Origin of the sequence: Chryseobacterium sp. MYb328, from assembly GCF_037572595.1 — a bacterium.
Classification (GTDB): Bacteria; Bacteroidota; Bacteroidia; order Flavobacteriales; family Weeksellaceae; genus Chryseobacterium; species Chryseobacterium pennae.
Genome location: NZ_JBBGZQ010000009.1, coordinates 150,040 through 168,160 on the forward strand (window position 1 = coordinate 150,040; position 18,121 = coordinate 168,160).

Sequence of the window (18,121 nt, forward strand, 5' to 3'; positions counted from 1 at the left end):
AGCTTTAAAAGGTAAAAATAAAGCCCCTTTTTAAAATAAATTATCTTCTAAAATATCCATTCTACGGCATAAAATATTCATTTTTAACTGGTATAGCTGTCATGATATTTCTTGCTTTGTTGAAAAACAACGATATGAGAAAAGTAATTATTCGGGGCAAATATAAGATTGTCTCCATTCGTAACCTTACGGTTTCCCATAAATCATTTGAAAGAGCCTATAGAAGGCTGGTTTTCTTCCCGGAAATCCGGTTGGCAGGGAAGTGGTTGCTGGAGTGTGGTTTTGAACCGGGAGATCATGTGGTGGTGACGGTTCGGAGAAATCAGATTACTTTAGAAAAAGAGATGAACTATGAAGAGGTGTAAACAAAACATTTTATCTACTAAAAATATTATTTGCCACTAATGCACGAATAGGATATTTCGTTATGGTAAATAAAGACCCCTTTTTATAAACTTTATAAGATATCATTGTATAGGCTTTAAAATGAACGAAATCTTTTTTATTAGTGCATTCGTGGCAAAAAAAATCTGCGAAATCTGTGTGATCTATGGGAGAGTTTTTTAGACGCAAAGTTTTATGGAGGTAGCTGTTATATTTTTAGGGAGCTAAGGGTGGGCAAGTGAACTTGCCTGATGAAGGTGTGGATAGTGATTCGAAGGCTTTTGAGATCTCTCGCAGATTTCGGAGATTATGCAGATGATTGGGGATTAGAATCTGCGATATCTGCTTGATCTGCGTGAGCTTTTTTAACGCAAAGTTTTATGCTGGTGGCTGGATATTTTTAGGGAGCTAAGGGTGAGCAAGTGAACTTGCCTGATGAAGGTGGATGGATATAGTTTCGGCGGCCGGAGGCCTCCGAAACCCTTTATTTAAAGCTAAATATTTGATGAACTTGCTTTACAAATATCCTCAGATATTTTCCTTAATTATCTTAACAACTTAATATATTCTTAATGGTTCAAAAAGTAAGACTATTATTTTTCTGTTTCAGAAATAAGCCTATTTTATTTTCTTCATCGGGAATGCCTGTCTGGCCATTTTCCCATTCATAAGACCTGAGATCTCAGCAAATAAAGAATCTTTCCGGATTTTTTTATAGGTAATTGTTTGCGGGAAGTCGTTCTGCCGGTTTTCAAATATTAATGAAGTAGGATTTGAGCCAGGCGTTGAAATAAAATCGACAGGCTGTTCATCATGCTGACCTTTTACAGAGACAATATAATGCAGTTTTTTGTCTTTTTCTACCAATTGTACAAACTCAAACATAATGGTGTCATTATTCTTCAGATAATAACTTTTTCCCTGAAGTTCGGTATTGCTTTTCTGAGTCCAGGTTTCATAAAGGCTTCCTTTGGGCGTTTTGCTTTCCCAGGTACCGAGCAGCCATTCCAGCTTTTTGATCTCGCCTTGTTTTTGAGTCCAGCTGCCTATAAGCAGGCTGCCGATTAGGATGATGATTAATTTTATTTTCATTGCCTTATTATTTTATTCCAGCAAAGTTCTGGATAAGCAAAGTCTCAAAATTGTAAAAATGCGACATCAGGAATCTTTTCCATAAAAAAGAGAGGTCATTTGCAGATTATCACCATAAAATTCTTTGGGAGTAAGTCCTGTAAATTCTTTAAAGTCTTTGATAAAATGGGCCTGGTCATAATATTCTGCATCGTAAGCTAGAGTCGTAAGATTCACATATTCTTTATGGAGAAGATGCTTCAGTATTGATTGCAGCCTTATGGTTTTGGAAAGCTGTTTAGGACTCATACCAATCGCTGAAGAGAACCTGCGTTCCAATTGTCTGCGGTTGATATTGGTTTGCTGGGAAAGTTCATTGACGGATATTTGTCCGTTAACCTGCAAAAGAATATCGATGGTAGATTGTACAATTCTATCAATAGTTTCGGTATTCAGCCTTTCACGCAGAAAGGATTCTACAAGGTCTATTTTTTCCTGTATGGTGTTGGATTGGTAGACTTTTTCTCCCAATTCAGTTCCGGCTGTTCCAAACAGATGATCTAATGGAACGGCTTTATCATCCATTTGTTTAATAGGAATTGTTGCAAAAGGAAGAAAGCCATCATGGTGGAAACGAACCGAAAATATTCCGGTAATGCCTGTAGATTCAATTCTTAAAGGTTCAGTAAGCTGTCCGAAAACACAATATCTTGGCTGTACAACGGCTTCTCCATCAATATACTGTTTGTATAGATCTCCATAATGGAAAATCATTTCCATGCAGCCATCAGGAATAATGGTTTGGGTTTGGGGAATGTCTTCTTTGGGACTGTCCAGCGTCCAATAACATTTGATAATTGAAGCCAGTTCCGGATGGGGCTGGAATGTTTGATAATCCATTGTACTTAATAATTCTGTTCTGCTAAAATTATTAAAAATAAAACGACTTTCAATAAACCATTGAAATGCAGTGAGAAAAGCACTAGTCATGAAATAACCTTATCTTTGAAAACTCAATGTTTTCTGAGCGTTAATCAATACTATTATCGATGAAATTTTTACTGGACTTTTTATTCCGTGTTTTACAGCTTTTTACAGAACCTTATTTTTTAGTATTTCTTGCGGTAATTATCATCGCTCTGCTGAAAAGGAAGAATAAATGTAAAAATCTGAGAATAGGAATTTTTGTATCGGTGGTGGCATTAATCATCTTTATAGGAAACGGGTTTCTGGGTAAATTAACTTCCGCATATTTACAGAAAAATTACCTCCATACTCCTGAAATGAAGGCAGCAACTGTTCAGAATCCCATCATTGTAGTGCTGGGCGGCGGAGTTGTAGATATTGACCATACAGAGAAACTGCATACCATGTCTTATTCCAGAATGGTGACCGCCTATCAGTTGTATCATGAATACCAGAAAAAGAATCAACCCTGTACAATATTAATTTCCGGAAAGGGAAGAGGGCATATAAGTGAAGCAGAGTTATTTCGGGAAGATTTTAAAAAGATGGGAGTACCGAATTCTGATATTATTAAGGAAGATAAGAGCATGAATACCTATCAGAATGCAAAATTTTCCAGCGAGATATTGAAAAAGATGGGCAATACCAGCCTATATCTGGTGACTTCAGGTTTTCATATGAAAAGATCTGTTGCTCTTTTTAAGACTTTTGGATTAAAACCCATTCCACAAGCATCAGATTTTATAGATACTGAGATCACTGTATTTCCTAACAGTTATAATGCAGCATTTACCTTTGTTATGCTGAAAGAGGTTGTGGGAATCTGGCAGGTGCAGTTATATAACAGCTTGGGGGTGAATAAATAATAAATGGTTATTTTTAAATTTAATTATTTTATTTACAGAATGTTATACTACATACGAATACTTTAATCCATAAAAAATGATAAATTATTTTTTTACTGATAAATTATATCGTAATATTGCAATATATAAAATGCTATGGGAGCCACTAAGACAGACCATTTTACAGATGAACAAAATAAAATAGCTACTATTGCTAAGGCATTAGGGCATCCTGCAAGAGTTGCTATTATAGAATATTTGCTAAAAGTAGACACTTGTATCTGTGGAGATATTGTTAATGAATTACCATTGGCTCAGGCAACAGTATCTCAGCATTTGAAAGAATTAAAGAATGCAGGTTTAATCAAAGGGAATATTGAAGGTACGGCAATTTGCTATTGTATTGATGAAAACACTTTTGGAATACTCAAAGACTACTTTTCAAAAATTATTCTCACTGTTAACAATCAGAAATGCTGTTAATGCATTTTTTTAAACATATGTATCGTAATATTGCGTTTAACCGATAAATAAAAATTGATGAAATTATCTGAAATCAAAGAAATTTTACCAAGATTAGAGAATGTAGAATTTCAATTAGAAAATGGAACATTTGTTCCTGAACATTTTCATGTAACAGAAGTAGGAACCGTAACAAAACATTTTATTGATTGTGGCGGAACAATAAGAATTGAAAAGGTAGTAAACTTCCAATTGTGGAATGCTAATGATTTTGAACATCGCTTAAAACCTACAAAACTTCTAAATATTATCAATTTGTCAGAAGAAAAACTGGGAATTGATAATGATGAAATTGAGGTTGAGTATCAGAATACAACAATTGGCAAGTTCGATTTAGAGTTTAATGGGAAAAACTTTGTTCTTAAAAACAAAACAACAGCTTGTTTAGCTCAGGATGCTTGCGGAATTCCCGTGAAAAAAGAAAAAGTAAACTTATCTGAACTTTCTTCTGCTCAAACATCTTGCTGTACACCAAATTCTGGATGTTGCTAACTTGAATAAATTAAAATTTAATAAACGATGTATCCAGAACTATTAAAAACAATAGAGTTACTAAAAAATCAGGAAATAGGGAAAGATAGAAAAGCTACTTTAGCACCATTGGTTGATTTTGTTCAGAAAAGATTAGAAGAACAAAAAGAAATAACCATTAACTTTATTTGTACTCATAATTCAAGAAGAAGTCATTTGTCACAAATTTGGGCACAGGTTGCAAGTGTTTATCATGACGTTCCGAATGTCACCTGTTATTCAGGAGGAACAGAAGAAACGGCAATGTTTCCCAAAATCGCAGAAACTTTGAAGGAACAGGGGCTTTTAATTATGAAAATTTCTGATACTGAAAATCCTGTTTATGCTATTAAATTTGACGAAGATAGACATCCAGTCATAGGCTTTTCTAAAAGATATGATAGTCCTTTTAATCCTGCTTATGGCTTTGCAGCAATCATGACTTGTTCTCAGGCAGATGGTGGCTGTCCTTTTATTGCTGGAGCTGAGAAACGTATTCCTATTACTTTTGACGATCCAAAAATTTCCGATGATACGCCTGAACAAGCAGAGGTATATAGCAAGAGAAGTTTACAGATTGCTGCTGAAATGTTTTATGTTTTTTCACAGATAAAAAAATAAGAATTGACTAAACAATTGTAATGCAACCAAAATTAAAATTTCTTGATAGATTCCTTACTCTTTGGATATTTTTGGCGATGTTTTCAGGAATAGGGTTAGGGTATTTCTTCCCTAATATTTCTGAAGTTATAAACTCTCTATCCGTGGGTACTACAAATATTCCATTGGCAATTGGCTTAATAGTCATGATGTACCCACCATTAGCAAAGGTTGATTATTCACTACTACCAAAAGTACTTACAGACAAAAAAGTTATGGGAATTTCTTTGTTACTGAATTGGATTATTGGCCCGGTTTTAATGTTCATGTTAGCAATCCTTTTCCTGAGAGATGAACCTGGCTATATGATTGGCTTAATACTTATAGGTTTAGCAAGATGCATTGCAATGGTACTAGTATGGAATGACCTGGCAAAAGGTAACCGTGAGTACGGAGCATTATTAGTAGCTCTAAACAGTATATTTCAGGTTTTGAGTTACAGTTTTATGGTTTGGCTCTTTATCAATTTCTTACCTGAGAAATTAGGCTTGGCTAATTTTAATGTAACCGTGTCAATGAGAGATGTTACACAAAGTGTTATGATTTATTTAGGGATTCCTTTTTTATTGGGCTTTTTAAGCCGTTACTGTCTAACTAACTGGAAAGGCTTGGAATGGTACAATAGGGATTTTATTCCTAAAATAGCTCCGTTAACTTTATATGCACTTCTATTTACGATTGTACTTATGTTCAGTCTGAAAGGAGATACGATTTTAGAACTACCATTGGATGTTTTAAAAGTAGCGATACCATTAATAGTATATTTTGTATTAATGTTCTTCGTGAGTTTCTTTATAAGTAAGTCATTCAATGTTCCGTATGATAAAAATGCTTCTATAGCTTTTACAGCAACAGGGAATAATTTTGAATTAGCGATTGCCGTAGCAATTGCTGTATTTGGAATACACTCTCAACAGGCATTTGTAGGGGTAATCGGACCATTAGTAGAAGTACCTGTTTTAATAGTACTTGTACGAATAAGTTTATGGTTAAAGAAAAAGATTTATAAGTAGAAATTTCAATAGAATAGACCTGAATAACTCAGGTCTATTCTAATTCATATATTTTAAAACCTTTTACACTGTGTTTTTTGAACAACTCTATATTTCTTATAAATTGCTAAAAAAACATCTCATAATTGAATGATAGCCTTATAAATTTGGAAAATCGAAAAGAAGCCCAAATACGCCCTGTTTTCAATCCTGTACCTATGCTATCTGACTGAAATTACAGGTGATTTATGGGCAAATTTCATTTTAGACTAAAATTTTTGAGTTTTTACATTTTGAAGACATTAAATTTATGGCCGTCAGGGTCTGCAAAGACAAACCCATAATAATTGTTCCCAAAATTCTCAGGTTCTGAAACAATGGTACCACCGGCTTTTTTAACTTCTTCAGCCCATTGATCTACGTGCTCACTGGTTTCTGCTGAAAGGGTAAATATGACCTCATTGGAAGTTTGGGAATTACCAAAGGAGACCCCTTTTACATTGGTTTCGAGGATGTTTTTCAGAAAGAAGTGGATGACGAAATTATTTTCTCCGAAAAAGAAGCTTACTAATTCATTAGATGTATGTGGATTGTTTGGGGTACATCCCACGGCTTCATAAAACTTTTGGGTGCGTTCCAGATCGGCAACTGCCAGATTGGCCCAGATCATTTTAGGTTTCATATACGTCTATTTTTTGGTTAGAGTAAAATTAACTCCTTTTAAAAAGATAAAGATTGTCATGTGGCAAGATTTTGTATTTTTATTGGGAAAAAGTAACAGGAGAGAGGTTTATTGTTGATTGATTTAACATAATATATTTGAAGATAAAAGAAATAATGGAATTAAGAAGTGAAATAGAACCGGATTTTGAAACGGCTGGAAAACGATACCCTGAAATCTTGAGACTTATTCTGGAATATACGGATTATTGTGATGAACATGGAGACGAAGATTCCACTAAATATAAAAAACTGGAAGACAGGCTTCATGTTATGACGGGAAAAGAAATGTTTCAGTTTAATCTTTGGGAATGGTGGGAAGGAGATGGGGCAGAGCATCTGTCTTTTGATATCAGCTTACCAAATCCTCAAATGGTGGCGGATATTACCAAAGATGAGCTGTCCGAAATTGTAAGAAGAATGAAAACTTTTGAAATTCCGGACCCTGATGATTTATCTTTTAAGGGAATTTTTTATAATTATATCTGTTTCGGAAGCAGCTATTTTCCTGATTTTTTAAAATTGAATTTCAAGGGGTATGATATTAAACTGTTTCAGTCTCATAAAGATAAAGATGGTAACTATTATGAATACAGCCATGAAGAGATAGCAGATACATTATGGAATAACGGACTTAATAACCACGAAAAAAATAAAAAATGAATGATACTATAATCAATAAAATCAAAGCTTTAGGTGGCAATACAGAGGCTGTAGATGTTGATAAAAGCTTTGCAGAGAATTGGAAACAGATAAAGTTTACTCACTATTTGTACGATAAAGATTGGGATGTTTATGGAATTGACCAGTTTTATGAAGCGAATAAGGAATTGTATCAGAATCAGCAGGAGAAGTTCTACGAGAACCTGCTGGCACATTATTTTTCAGCTCATGATCTGGCGTATGGACAGTATTTTGTGAAAGATTGGATGTTTACACCTTTTAAGGAAGGCTCAGAAGACCAGGAAGAATTCGATGATTTGATTGATGAAGACTATGTACAGGGTGTTGTAGGGATTTCTAAACCTGAATTTCTCTGCATATTGTATTCCTATGGATATCCGGATCATTATTTTATCTGTACGGAAGATTGTGACCAATCGAATCCAACGGTTTACAGTACGGATCATGAAGTTTATTTTGATGAGCTTGACAATAAAGGCAATCTTGATGAGTTTCTGGATCAGTTTATGACGAAAGATGAGTTCCGGGAAGTTGTTAAAGGTTATTTGGAAGAGAAGCTTGGGAAATAGAGGTTTTTTAACTGGACCAGATGCTGGAAGAGGGAAGTAATTGAAGTGATAATGAAGAACTTTATCTCTTTTTTAGGTTAAAAGATGCCTTTTAAACCATTACAGAAAATGATAATTTTTAAGATCCTTAACAGGTAATCAATAAATGTTTTCAGAGTTAAAAGCTAAAGGCATTCAGAGTCTTATCATTGAGATCAGAGACAATGGTGACAGAAATTCTGGGCTTGGTGATGAGCTTTTAAAATATTTAGTATCAAAGTCATTTTCACAATTTGAAATGTGCCTGTCTGATACAGTGATATGCGTAAAGAATATTTGAATAAATCCTCAGGAATCAATTCTACGGAATTTAAAAATTATGTAAGCGGATTATTCAGAACTATAGGCATTATAGATCACTCAAAAAAAATAATTGAACTAAGATAAGAATGAATGATTTATAGGAAAATATATATTTGCTGACAAACGGCCAGAATTTTATTATTTCAACTTAAGAATTTGTAGAGAGGTATTGGCATCATGAGAATGACAGGAATGGTATAATGTCTGATATTCAGATTCAGTTTGAGGAATCTCTGAATTATGTGCTGGAGACCCTTATAAAAGAGATAGCAATACTCTTTTCCGTAACATTATATTTTTCCTATAATTTATATTATGTTAAATTGTGTATATTTCAGAATTTAAAATCTTCTCATCTTGAACACCATTTCTTTGATATTACACAACTATAACCCATGTCCGATCTTTGCTATTTTATTCTCGAAGTTATCTCATCGAATTTTTCAAGCAACAATAGTTTATATAGTTCAGCAACTTCTTTCCAATCGTTAGCTTGATATTTAATTTCTTTTTGTTCAAAAATTACAGAAAGTTACAGATCTTTATTTACCTCGATCACGTTTTCATCATGGGTTATAACTGAAACCCAGAAAACTCCATGCTCGTCATCCATTAATTGAATGTCTTTTATCGCTTTTACTATATCCTTTTCATCAATATTGTCTTTCTGATATCCTTCAGCATATTGTATGTAATTTTCTGTCATTACGTTTTAGATGGTTTGTTATTTTTGTATGAATATAAGGATTAGACAGTTATTTTTCCTTAAGAATCTGTTGTAATATTAATGCTGTTGCTTTAGCATCGTCTAATGCTCTATGAAATTTAAAATCTTCTTTTATATTCATTTTTTCTAAAACTCTTTCCAATGAAATTCCAGATGTAGAAATGTTTTTTTTAGCCAGCCAATAAACCCCTAATGCTCTGATATCAAAACCTCCACCAACAAAATATTTGTTATAATCTAATCCAAATTCTGTAAATTCTTTCCTCAAAAGCGGTAAATCATAGTACAACCCCCAACCTGCTAGCGTTGATTTGTTTTTTTCTCCGTACCAATCCAAAAACTGGAGAATGGCTTCATCAAAATACTTTTCATTTTCAACCATTTCATTGGTAATGTTTGTAATCTCCGTAATTTCAGGTAGAATTGGAAAATGTTTTGGTTGTATTAAAATTGAAAATTCACTTTTTATTTCAAAAGTCTTCTTGTCTAATTTTACAGCCCCTATTTCTATTATATTGGTTTCATTTATTTCGTTTTTTCCAAAAGTTTTGCAACTTCCTTCTAAATCATAAATCACCAAATCACTTGAGAACTTCATATAAATGTTGTATTTATTAACAATTTCTCAAAGGTATATTCTTACTACGCAATCTATTGGCGTATATTATCTTTTTAAAATATTGTATTAGGAAAATGCAAAAATTAGGTTTTGGTATGATACAAAAGTTCTAAGCCCTTGGGAGTGGAAAAAACAAGAAAAGTTTAAATATGTATTTTTATAATTTAACATAAAATATCTCTTATTGGTGATTATATTTCTATATTTAATTTGTAATTTTAAAATAATTATCAACAATAAATAAATATGGCAATTGATTTATATAAGAACGCTGCTAAATCTTTAGTGGGAAATAAAGCATTTAATTTAATGATAGTCGCTAAGGCAGGAATTGCTGTTCCACCAGGATTTGTCATTAACGGTTCTGAAAATATTTCAGATAAAAAACTTACAAAATTGTATGATAAATTTATATCTCATGGAAAAGTTTCAGTTAGGTCAAGCTCTGATAAAGAAGATGGAAAAAAGAAATCAGCAGCAGGTATTTATAAAACATTGCTAGATGTTTCTTCTGATAAAATAGGGATATCTCTTCAAGCTGTAAGAGAATATTCTAAAAAGAGCAAAAATATTCCCGTGATTGTACAAAAGCAGATTGATGCAAAGATGTCTGGAGTGGCTTTTTCAATAAATCCAGTTAATGGAGACAATGATATTTACATTGAATATAACAAAGGGCGATGCGAGAATATAGTGTCTGGAAGCATCATCCCCAAAACGGTTTCCTTAAAAAAGAAATCTTATGAAGATAATGAAGACATCCCATTAACATTGTATGAATACATAATTCGTCTTGAGATGATTTTTAAAAAGGCTGTGGATATTGAGTGGTGTATAGACCATGACGAAAAAGTATGGATATTACAGTGTAGAGCTATAACTGTGATCCCATCCGATTCTTTTCGATATGCATGGTCAACACACGAACCACTTTGGGCAATGGAGCAGGCTTTTAAAACAAGATGTGAAGATGAGGAAAATGGCAGTAGTGAACTTTATCTTCATAGGGAAATTATTTATAGCAGAGATTTAAGCGGAGTATTTGATTGCTACATTGGGCTTAATGACCACATTTCAGCATTAAAATATTCAATGAAAGTACTTTCTAAACAATATGATTACATTGATCCCATTGAATTTATTGAACGTCCAAAATCATTTTCAAAAGATACTGCTGCTGATTATTTCAGAATGCTATCATCACATTACTGTAAATATATCCGATATTATATGCGTTCAGAACCTATCGTAACTGACATCATTGAAAGGAAGTTGTTATTAAGGTGGTCTCATAATGAAATTGCAGGGCTGTTATCGGCTGATAACGATGACTTAATGTTTCGTGAGCAAGAAGACTTTTCATCTTTAAATGACAGTAGTGATTGCAGTATACTTAACCACATAAATAAATACCCTTATTTAGCTATTAACTACAAAACTAAAAATGAAATGATAGAAGGAGTGAGAAGGCAGTATAAAATAAAGGATAAGGATAAGGATAAGGATAAGGATAAAGAGGATAATTTTCAATTGACTCTGGATAGTGATTTAATCTTTTTGAAAAAATTATCAATTGAAAGAATGAATGTAAAGAAAGGTTGGGCTGGGGTTTATTTTTACATGTTGGAACTAATGGAGTGGATTTATGAAAACTACAATGTATCTCAGAGTGATTTATATCAGTATTATCTTGCTGATGACATCGTGGCCTTAATCAAAAATAATATTAAGCTATCACAGGCAGAGAAAAATAAAAGGAGCCTCGGTGTGTTAATGAAAAGAAAGAAGAATAAACAAATGACACCGCGCATTTACTTTGGTGAATCATTTGAGAATAACTATTCACCCACACCATTATTAGACAGCATTCTTTTTGGAATACCATCTCTGAACAGAAATGTTCATGGTATTGTGAAGATAATTAATTATAAGTCAATAGTGGAACCTCATGATTACATTGATAAAATAATTGTCACGGAAATGACGCAACCTAATATGGTAGCTCTATTCAGAAAATGCAAAGGGATCATTACAGATGAAGGTGGAATATTGTCACACGCTTGTATACTATCAAGAGAATATGATATTCCTTGTATTGTTGGAACATCAAATTCGACGAATATCCTCCAAGATGGGGATGAAATTATCATGTGGGCAGATGGCCATATTTCTTATGAATAATAAAGGTTATATTTAGTTAACAATAAAAAAATCATAAATCACCAAATCACTTGAGAACTTCATATAAATGTTGTATTTATTAACAATCTCTCAAAGGTATGTTCTTACTACGCAATCTATTCGCGTATAGTATCGTTTTCTGAGATTTATTGTTGATTCATTTTATAATCAAAAAAAAATTTAAGAGTTGTGTGAAAACTAAATCTATCTATTTTAATTCGGATTTTGCTGTTGAAAGCCTTTCCTATGTTTCTTCAAATGCCTTACGAATTATTCCTTTCTTTTTGTTTACTATTAATCTCAATTTTATTGTAATCAGTCCATCGTTTTAAGTTCCTGACCATTCTTTTTAAATGATCTTCATTCAGGAAGATATTTGTCCAGTAATCAAATCTGTCGCACTGAACACTTATATAATAGGTCATAATTGCCAAACATGCATAAGGTAAAAACTTTTTTTCTTCATTACTAATTTCAGTTACAGTCTCGTAACCTTTTATAAAACTATCAGCTTTTGCCTGATATTCTTCTTCGTTCAGATTGGTTGTAAATAACTGAAATAGAAAATAAGAAATGTCAAAGCATAAATAGCCATTACCACAAAAATCAAAGTCAAAAAATGTTATTTCTTTTTCATTGTCAATATGCAAATTATCAAACCAAACATCAAGATGAACAGTTCCATACCTCATTTTCTGTTTGTCAATATTTTCCATTTTTAGCGTTAAGAAAGCAGAAAGGGTTTCTAAAAATTCGATTTCATTAGTATTTTTACTATAGAATTCTTTTGTTCTTGCAACAGGGTTATCAAGCAGGTTGTGAGCATTGTAAGATATTCTCATCAGTTCGAGATCTTCTGTTGATTGATGGACCTTTGCTAGTGCCTGACCAATCAGAAAGCTTGTTTGTCCTGAAAAAATTGCTGTTTTTATACCTTTTGCGTACGAAAATAAAACGCCAAACCTAGTACCTTCAGGTGCTTCAATCTCTTGAATGAATTGGCCCGATTTATCAGCTATTGGAAAAGCAACTTGTCGGTCTTCATCCTTTAGAAGAATTAAAAGCCTTAATTCTTCTTCGATTTCTAATTTAGTGCGCCAGTTATGGGTGTAAACTCTAAAAACGTATTTGTTTTCGTCATCATGAACAATGTATAAATGATTCATAGCAAGTCGAAATATGCTACATTGTGTTTTATCGGTTAGTGTATACTTCTGTTGAATAAATTTACCAAGTTCATTTGGTGAAAGTGTACTGTTTATGGTAGGAAATCTCTCTGTCATTAATTCTTAGTTCGTAGTTGGTTATTAAATAATGGATCAACCAAAGATATTCACTATAAAATATATAGTGTACTCTCCTATTAATATTATTATTGATTTATTTTATTAATTAAACTCCAGCTCGTCAAAATCCCTTATTTCAGATAATTTGATAAGCTGTTCAAACTTGATAGGTTCCCAAGTATCTTTGTACTTGACTTCATAATGATCTCCATCATCCTCTTTATTTAAGTTGTCTTTTGTAAGTTTCTTTTTTGTCAGAAAATTAATACTCACTTCATATTGAGGCACCGGACCTCTGCTTGAATATGAATCATAGCCAATGAGTTCCATATCTCCATTTTGATACCTAAAAGTGTACCCCCAACTCCCATATCTGCCATGCCCATAATCGATATGCAGGTTTCCTTTTTCTATGCTTACACTCAGTTCAGGGGCAAAATATACACCACCATCCTCATTTTCAGATGAAAAGCAATTGTAGTTTTTGGAGGCTAACTCATAGTAATTACCTTTATTCAAGAGTACAATAATCCCTCTTCGGTTTCGGTCTAATTCACCACGGTTTTCATCCTTTATAACTCTACTTTTGTCTGTGCCTTTGATGATGAGTACGATGTCTTCTAACCCGTCTTTGTTCAGATCTCCTTTTATTTCGTTCCAGCCTTCAGCAGAAATTCCGCCTTCATATTTGTTGATGACATATCCTTTTGGTATAAAGTCATTTGGATTTTTCTTTCCTTCAGTATTTTGAGAGGAATGATCTACAGTAATGTTATTCTGTTGTTCTTTTTGAACTTCTGTACTTTGGGTTTCTACTGATTTTTGCTTTTCATTTTTACAGGATTGTAACGCAAAAGTAAAGGCAAGAAATATGATTACTTTTTTCATGGTTTTTTATGTTGTTCCAGTAGGATCACTTATTTATTAACGAATATAAATAATTTTTACAGTTTTATAAAACTTCTATTATGATATAAGTGGTTCCCTCCTATTTTTATTCTGTATCTCTTTAAGAAGCAATTGTTTCTCTGCTCCACTCAGATTACTGCTGTTTCCATCTAACGCGTATTGGTCCTGCTTACACCACTCTATCATCCGGATTATCCCACTTTTGGTTTTGTATTTCTAATCAATACTTATTTCAAAAGTATCATCATTCCTAATTAGTATTTCGGGTTTATCAAGCTGGGCTATAATATTCTCTTTTTCCTTATGATAATCCTGAATGAAAATTTCCCGAAGTTTGGGTAGTGTATTCAAGAGGCTGAGATCCGAGATATCCCCTAGATAGAATGCTAATTGTTCCAGATTCTTAAGATTTTCTATACCTTCGAGACTTTTAATGTCATTATTTTCCAGATTAAGTTTTTTTAAACTGGTAAGATTTTTCAATTTGGAGAAATCAGAAACACCACACTCAGTAAGATCTAATTCTTCAAGACTTGGCAGATTTTCAAAAGAAACAATGTCGTCAAAATTAATATAATCAAATACAATAGTTTTTAACTTTTCTAATCCGTTAATGGCTATTTTTTGATTAGACCATAGATTGAGTTCAAGCTTTTCAAGGTTTGGAAATTTTTCCAGTGAAGATACTTCGTAATTTTCTGGAACATGCAAGTCCAATATCTTTACTTGCTCCAGTTTAGGGAATTTATTGATAGTTTCTTCTTTTACCACCAATTTCTCAAGTAAAGGTAAAGTGGTCAATTCTTGCAGATCACCATCATCATCCACCTCAAGCATTTTTAAAGATTTCAGATGGCTTATTCCTTTAAAATAGATATCATCATTTGAATCGAGGTGCAATTTTTCCACATTTTTTAATTGCTGTAAGTCCAGTATTATTGGTCTTTTAATTTTCTGCTTTAGTCCAAAAACATTCAGATAAAGATCTTTGAGGGATTCAATAGAAAGGATGTCCTGTGCGAGCTCAATAGAATCTACATCAATCCAAAGCTTTTCCAACGCATTAAAATGCTTCAACTGATCCAGGTTTAGGATTATCTCTTTTTCATAAATAGTAATTTTTTTTAAATGCCCTTTCAGTGGCAGAAGTTTTTTAAGATGTATATATTTTGGTTCGTTGTAATCGGCTGATAATGTGATTTCTTCCAGTTTCGTAAAATATTTGAATGCTTTCTGATTTTTAACTTTTGTGCTGCTAAAGTTAACCTCTTGAATTTTTGGAGCTACTAATACATAATCTTTCAGATCTATTGAACATTTATTAAAATCTAAATGATCTAATATCGGAAAGTCCTTTAAAATATGGGTATTCATAAGATGATAACCATTTACCAAAAGGTCTCGTACAAATGGAGCGATTGATACCAGCATTTCTGTATTAAAATCAGGGGTTATCCAATTTTTATTTGCCCAATAATCCATCATATGTTCTGGTGCTATCATCACAAATTCTAATTCAAATTGTTTCCCATCATAATCCGGTATACTGAGGTCATTAACTTGTAAAGGAGGATGTACATAGAGCCTTTTCAGAGAGGAAAATTGGTGAATATTTTTTAAACTTTCCACTTCGCAATTGTTTAACTTTATAGAATCTAAGCTGTTAGAAATGGGCAGGAAGGGATCGAAATCCTTTATGTACATATTTTTAAAATGTATCACAGAGCTTCCTTTATCTGTTTTTCCCTGATACTGAATAACATTTTCCTGTTCAATGATGTTGGAATTATCAATGGTAAGATAATATAAATCTGGAAAAAGATTTAATTCACTTATATTGTGTACGGTACAGTTAATAAACTTAACGTATTCAAGATGGTTAGAAATAGGTGAGAAAAACCCAGGATGTGGAACAATCATATTTTCCAGGTTCAAAAATTGAAAATTATAACGTGTTTCCTCAACCTTTGTTGCTTCAGGATTAAAAGTTCCCTCACTGGGGACTGTACATTTATTTAGGGTAAGAGAATATAGTTTTATTTTGTGTAAATCCTGTATGTCATCAATCGAACATTCTATTAATGTCAGATATTTGAGTGTTTCAAAGATAGGTTCGAGAACTGAGAAATTTTCAAAATGCAGGTTTGAAAGACATAATTTATTCATACCAGAAGAATGAGAGTTTCCGCTCATCTCAGTATTTCTCTCCGATTTTTCTAATTTGATATTGAGAGCATTCTCTAATTGGCTGACAATAGTAGTAATATCACTCATTTTTTTAATTAAAGCTAACGTTGGTTTTTATAGTTTTGTTAAAAATAATTAAATATATAATAATAACAAGTTCTTATTGAAAAGTGTTAAAGAATTTTCAATATATTAAACCGAGTATCAGATAAGTGAATTTGATAAAGAAAACCTATCATAACAATTAAGCCCCAAAATCTATGATTCTGGGGCTTAATCTATAAAATTAGGTATTGGACAAACTTATCGTAAAAGAAAATAATTTATTTCTTAACTATTTTAGTGAAAACTGTATTGCCTTTTAGTAGATAATTTCCTGATGGATATTCTGTTAGGTCGATACGGTTACTTCCTTTACTTAAAGTCATATTTTTAATGAGCTTACCTGTGATGTCATATAAATAAACATTTTCGTTAGCTGCAGACTCCACAGTGATCACTCCTGTTGTTGGATTTGGATAAGCTGGGGTCTTAGCTTGTTTTACTGTTTCAGCAGTTGCTAAGGTTGAATTGCAGCTGGCATTATAAGCATCTCCATTAATATTAAAACCTTTGTTTACCAATTGAGCTCTTGCCATAATGGCTTGTGGTGTAGAATAAGTTAATCCTGCTGCTTCTATAACTCCAATTGCGGATCCTAAGTTTGATAATGTAGGATTATTGCTGAGAGCAATTAGAAATTTATTATAATTAATACATGATAAACCAGAATTATTAAATCCGAAATATACATAGGCTGAAGGAACATTTTGAAAGCTGATATTCCAGGCAGAAATATCCTGATTAAAAAGCGTAGCACCATTAAACATCATAAAACCATAAGCACCTCCAACTTTACTAACATCCCAGTTTCCAATAGGCTGATTAAATGACGAAGCATCGGTAAACATCTGGTCAAAATTTACTACTTTACTGGTGTTCCAATTATTAAGGGGCTGATTAAAGGATTTAGCATTAGAGAACATATAACGGAAATTCGTCGCATTGCTTGTATTCCATGAATTTAATGGCTGGTTGAACGCTACCGCATCCTGGAACATTGAAATGAAATTGGTTCCGGACGAGGTATTCCAGGCAGAAATATTTTGATTAAAAGCTGAAGCTGAAGAAAACATATCCCGAAAATCGGTTACTTTCGCTGTATTCCAGGTTCCAATATTCTGGTTAAACAATTTGGCTTTGTTAAACATACCATTCATATTCGTAATGGTGCTTGTGTTCCAGTTAGAAAATGAATCATTTCCAATCAGAGATGGACAATTAGAGAACATTTGTGATACATTGTTTATTTGGCTTAAATTAGGCGTATCTGTAGCCGTTACGTTAAGATTCTGACAATATGCAAAACCCTGAGTAAATTGCTGAAGCCAAAGTATATCTCCCCATTGACTCACTTCAAAGAGTTCCGGATTTCCGGTGGCATTCATATAAGCACTGCCTTTAAATCCATAAAATAATCCATTACCGTTGGATACTTTCACTTTGTAGGTTGCCTGGATTGGATTGGTATGTAAAGGAGTACCAAAAGAAATAGTCGTAAAAGTACTGGTATTAGAGGTTACAGAAAGAATTCCATTATGCTGAGGATATCCTACTTCTTCCCAGCTAATCGTGTAGTTGGTTCCTGTCCCGCCAAAAGAGATTGCATTATCGATGGTACCAGTGATATTAGGTTTCCACACCGTAATAAATTCATTCTGTGCATAAGAAATGAAAAATAGAAAAAGAAAAATGATTACTAGTTGTTTTTTGAACATAATTTAAAATAATAATTTTAGGTTAATAGTTTGATTTAATAAGATGATGACTTCCCGGGGTTCTTGATCTTATCTCTAATACAAAGATATAGATTCATAGCGACAGAACTTGTCGTATTAAATTTTATAA

The 18,121-nt window shown here is 32.8% G+C and carries 18 protein-coding genes; 9 read left to right on the forward strand and 9 right to left on the reverse strand.

The window, feature by feature from the left end; all coding sequences use genetic code 11:
* Positions 1–134 precede the first annotated feature (134 nt).
* Positions 135–365, forward strand: coding sequence for a SymE family type I addiction module toxin (locus WH267_RS11430; protein WP_164466519.1), 231 nt, complete (start codon positions 135–137; stop codon positions 363–365).
* A gap of 637 nt (positions 366–1,002) precedes the next feature.
* Here WH267_RS11430 and WH267_RS11435 read toward each other — a convergent pair.
* Both WH267_RS11435 and WH267_RS11440 read right to left on the reverse strand, forming a co-directional pair.
* Positions 1,003–1,476, reverse strand: a complete 474-nt coding sequence (locus tag WH267_RS11435) for a DUF6265 family protein (protein WP_340008301.1) — start codon at positions 1,474–1,476, stop codon at positions 1,003–1,005.
* A 66-nt stretch (positions 1,477–1,542) separates the two neighbouring features.
* On the reverse strand, positions 1,543–2,355 hold the full coding sequence (locus tag WH267_RS11440) for a helix-turn-helix domain-containing protein (RefSeq protein ID WP_340008303.1): 813 nt from the start codon (positions 2,353–2,355) through the stop codon (positions 1,543–1,545).
* Between the two features lie 149 nt (positions 2,356–2,504).
* Here WH267_RS11440 and WH267_RS11445 point away from each other — a divergent pair, with 149 nt between their 5' ends.
* From WH267_RS11445 to arsB, 5 genes are all read left to right on the forward strand, one after another.
* On the forward strand, positions 2,505–3,287 hold the full coding sequence (locus tag WH267_RS11445) for a YdcF family protein (protein ID WP_340008305.1): 783 nt from the start codon (positions 2,505–2,507) through the stop codon (positions 3,285–3,287).
* Positions 3,288–3,422: 135 nt separating this feature from the next.
* Entirely contained in the window at positions 3,423–3,749 is a 327-nt protein-coding gene (locus WH267_RS11450; protein WP_115971516.1) for an ArsR/SmtB family transcription factor, read from the forward strand.
* 57 nt (positions 3,750–3,806) lie between these two features.
* The gene (locus WH267_RS11455; RefSeq protein WP_115971517.1) at positions 3,807–4,280 is read left to right on the forward strand and encodes a DUF6428 family protein; all 474 of its coding nucleotides are present in this window, start codon (positions 3,807–3,809) and stop codon (positions 4,278–4,280) included.
* A 27-nt stretch (positions 4,281–4,307) separates the two neighbouring features.
* Positions 4,308–4,919: an arsenate-mycothiol transferase ArsC gene (locus tag WH267_RS11460; RefSeq protein ID WP_340008309.1), complete on the forward strand. Its 612-nt coding sequence runs from the start codon at positions 4,308–4,310 to the stop codon at positions 4,917–4,919.
* A 20-nt stretch (positions 4,920–4,939) separates the two neighbouring features.
* Positions 4,940–5,971, forward strand: a complete 1,032-nt coding sequence (gene arsB, locus WH267_RS11465) for an ACR3 family arsenite efflux transporter (RefSeq protein ID WP_340008311.1) — start codon at positions 4,940–4,942, stop codon at positions 5,969–5,971.
* A 265-nt stretch (positions 5,972–6,236) separates the two neighbouring features.
* Here the strand turns inward: arsB and WH267_RS11470 are convergent, their stop codons facing one another.
* On the reverse strand, positions 6,237–6,632 hold the full coding sequence (locus WH267_RS11470; protein WP_115971520.1) for a VOC family protein: 396 nt from the start codon (positions 6,630–6,632) through the stop codon (positions 6,237–6,239).
* A gap of 155 nt (positions 6,633–6,787) precedes the next feature.
* Here WH267_RS11470 and WH267_RS11475 point away from each other — a divergent pair, with 155 nt between their 5' ends.
* Positions 6,788–7,333, forward strand: a complete 546-nt coding sequence (locus tag WH267_RS11475; protein WP_340008313.1) for a hypothetical protein — start codon at positions 6,788–6,790, stop codon at positions 7,331–7,333.
* Entirely contained in the window at positions 7,330–7,923 is a 594-nt protein-coding gene (locus WH267_RS11480; protein WP_340008315.1) for a hypothetical protein, read from the forward strand. Before WH267_RS11475 ends, WH267_RS11480 begins: the two co-directional genes overlap by 4 nt.
* Before the next feature lie 874 nt (positions 7,924–8,797).
* Here WH267_RS11480 and WH267_RS11485 read toward each other — a convergent pair.
* Entirely contained in the window at positions 8,798–8,971 is a 174-nt protein-coding gene (locus WH267_RS11485; protein ID WP_340008317.1) for a hypothetical protein, read from the reverse strand.
* A gap of 49 nt (positions 8,972–9,020) precedes the next feature.
* Positions 9,021–9,590 (reverse strand): 3'-5' exonuclease, encoded by a 570-nt coding sequence (locus WH267_RS11490; RefSeq protein WP_340008319.1) that lies wholly within the window; start codon positions 9,588–9,590, stop codon positions 9,021–9,023.
* Between the two features lie 267 nt (positions 9,591–9,857).
* Between WH267_RS11490 and WH267_RS11495 the strand changes: the two genes are divergently transcribed.
* Complete coding sequence (locus WH267_RS11495; protein WP_340008321.1) at positions 9,858–11,792, forward strand: PEP/pyruvate-binding domain-containing protein; 1,935 nt, start codon at positions 9,858–9,860, stop codon at positions 11,790–11,792.
* A gap of 263 nt (positions 11,793–12,055) precedes the next feature.
* Here the strand turns inward: WH267_RS11495 and WH267_RS11500 are convergent, their stop codons facing one another.
* From WH267_RS11500 to WH267_RS11515, 4 genes are all read right to left on the reverse strand, one after another.
* Positions 12,056–13,075, reverse strand: coding sequence for a phosphotransferase (locus WH267_RS11500; protein WP_340008323.1), 1,020 nt, complete (start codon positions 13,073–13,075; stop codon positions 12,056–12,058).
* A gap of 105 nt (positions 13,076–13,180) precedes the next feature.
* Positions 13,181–13,966, reverse strand: coding sequence for a hypothetical protein (locus WH267_RS11505; protein ID WP_340008325.1), 786 nt, complete (start codon positions 13,964–13,966; stop codon positions 13,181–13,183).
* A gap of 237 nt (positions 13,967–14,203) precedes the next feature.
* Complete coding sequence (locus WH267_RS11510; RefSeq protein WP_340008327.1) at positions 14,204–16,261, reverse strand: leucine-rich repeat domain-containing protein; 2,058 nt, start codon at positions 16,259–16,261, stop codon at positions 14,204–14,206.
* Positions 16,262–16,497: 236 nt separating this feature from the next.
* Positions 16,498–17,991, reverse strand: a complete 1,494-nt coding sequence (locus WH267_RS11515; RefSeq protein ID WP_340008329.1) for a BspA family leucine-rich repeat surface protein — start codon at positions 17,989–17,991, stop codon at positions 16,498–16,500.
* Between the last annotated feature and the right edge of the window lie 130 nt (positions 17,992–18,121).

Coding starts and splice junctions, on each gene's coding strand:
- WH267_RS11455 (WP_115971517.1), top strand. CDS start 3,807: ATGAAATTATCTGAAATCAAAGAAATTTTACCAAGATTAGAGAATGTA.
- WH267_RS11430 (WP_164466519.1), top strand. CDS start 135: ATGAGAAAAGTAATTATTCGGGGCAAATATAAGATTGTCTCCATTCGT.
- WH267_RS11470 (WP_115971520.1), bottom strand. CDS start 6,632: ATGAAACCTAAAATGATCTGGGCCAATCTGGCAGTTGCCGATCTGGAA.
- WH267_RS11510 (WP_340008327.1), bottom strand. CDS start 16,261: ATGAGTGATATTACTACTATTGTCAGCCAATTAGAGAATGCTCTCAAT.
- WH267_RS11475 (WP_340008313.1), top strand. CDS start 6,788: ATGGAATTAAGAAGTGAAATAGAACCGGATTTTGAAACGGCTGGAAAA.
- WH267_RS11490 (WP_340008319.1), bottom strand. CDS start 9,590: ATGAAGTTCTCAAGTGATTTGGTGATTTATGATTTAGAAGGAAGTTGC.
- arsB (WP_340008311.1), top strand. CDS start 4,940: ATGCAACCAAAATTAAAATTTCTTGATAGATTCCTTACTCTTTGGATA.
- WH267_RS11450 (WP_115971516.1), top strand. CDS start 3,423: ATGGGAGCCACTAAGACAGACCATTTTACAGATGAACAAAATAAAATA.
- WH267_RS11445 (WP_340008305.1), top strand. CDS start 2,505: ATGAAATTTTTACTGGACTTTTTATTCCGTGTTTTACAGCTTTTTACA.
- WH267_RS11485 (WP_340008317.1), bottom strand. CDS start 8,971: ATGACAGAAAATTACATACAATATGCTGAAGGATATCAGAAAGACAAT.
- WH267_RS11500 (WP_340008323.1), bottom strand. CDS start 13,075: ATGACAGAGAGATTTCCTACCATAAACAGTACACTTTCACCAAATGAA.
- WH267_RS11480 (WP_340008315.1), top strand. CDS start 7,330: ATGAATGATACTATAATCAATAAAATCAAAGCTTTAGGTGGCAATACA.
- WH267_RS11460 (WP_340008309.1), top strand. CDS start 4,308: ATGTATCCAGAACTATTAAAAACAATAGAGTTACTAAAAAATCAGGAA.
- WH267_RS11515 (WP_340008329.1), bottom strand. CDS start 17,991: ATGTTCAAAAAACAACTAGTAATCATTTTTCTTTTTCTATTTTTCATT.
- WH267_RS11495 (WP_340008321.1), top strand. CDS start 9,858: ATGGCAATTGATTTATATAAGAACGCTGCTAAATCTTTAGTGGGAAAT.
- WH267_RS11440 (WP_340008303.1), bottom strand. CDS start 2,355: ATGGATTATCAAACATTCCAGCCCCATCCGGAACTGGCTTCAATTATC.
- WH267_RS11505 (WP_340008325.1), bottom strand. CDS start 13,966: ATGAAAAAAGTAATCATATTTCTTGCCTTTACTTTTGCGTTACAATCC.
- WH267_RS11435 (WP_340008301.1), bottom strand. CDS start 1,476: ATGAAAATAAAATTAATCATCATCCTAATCGGCAGCCTGCTTATAGGC.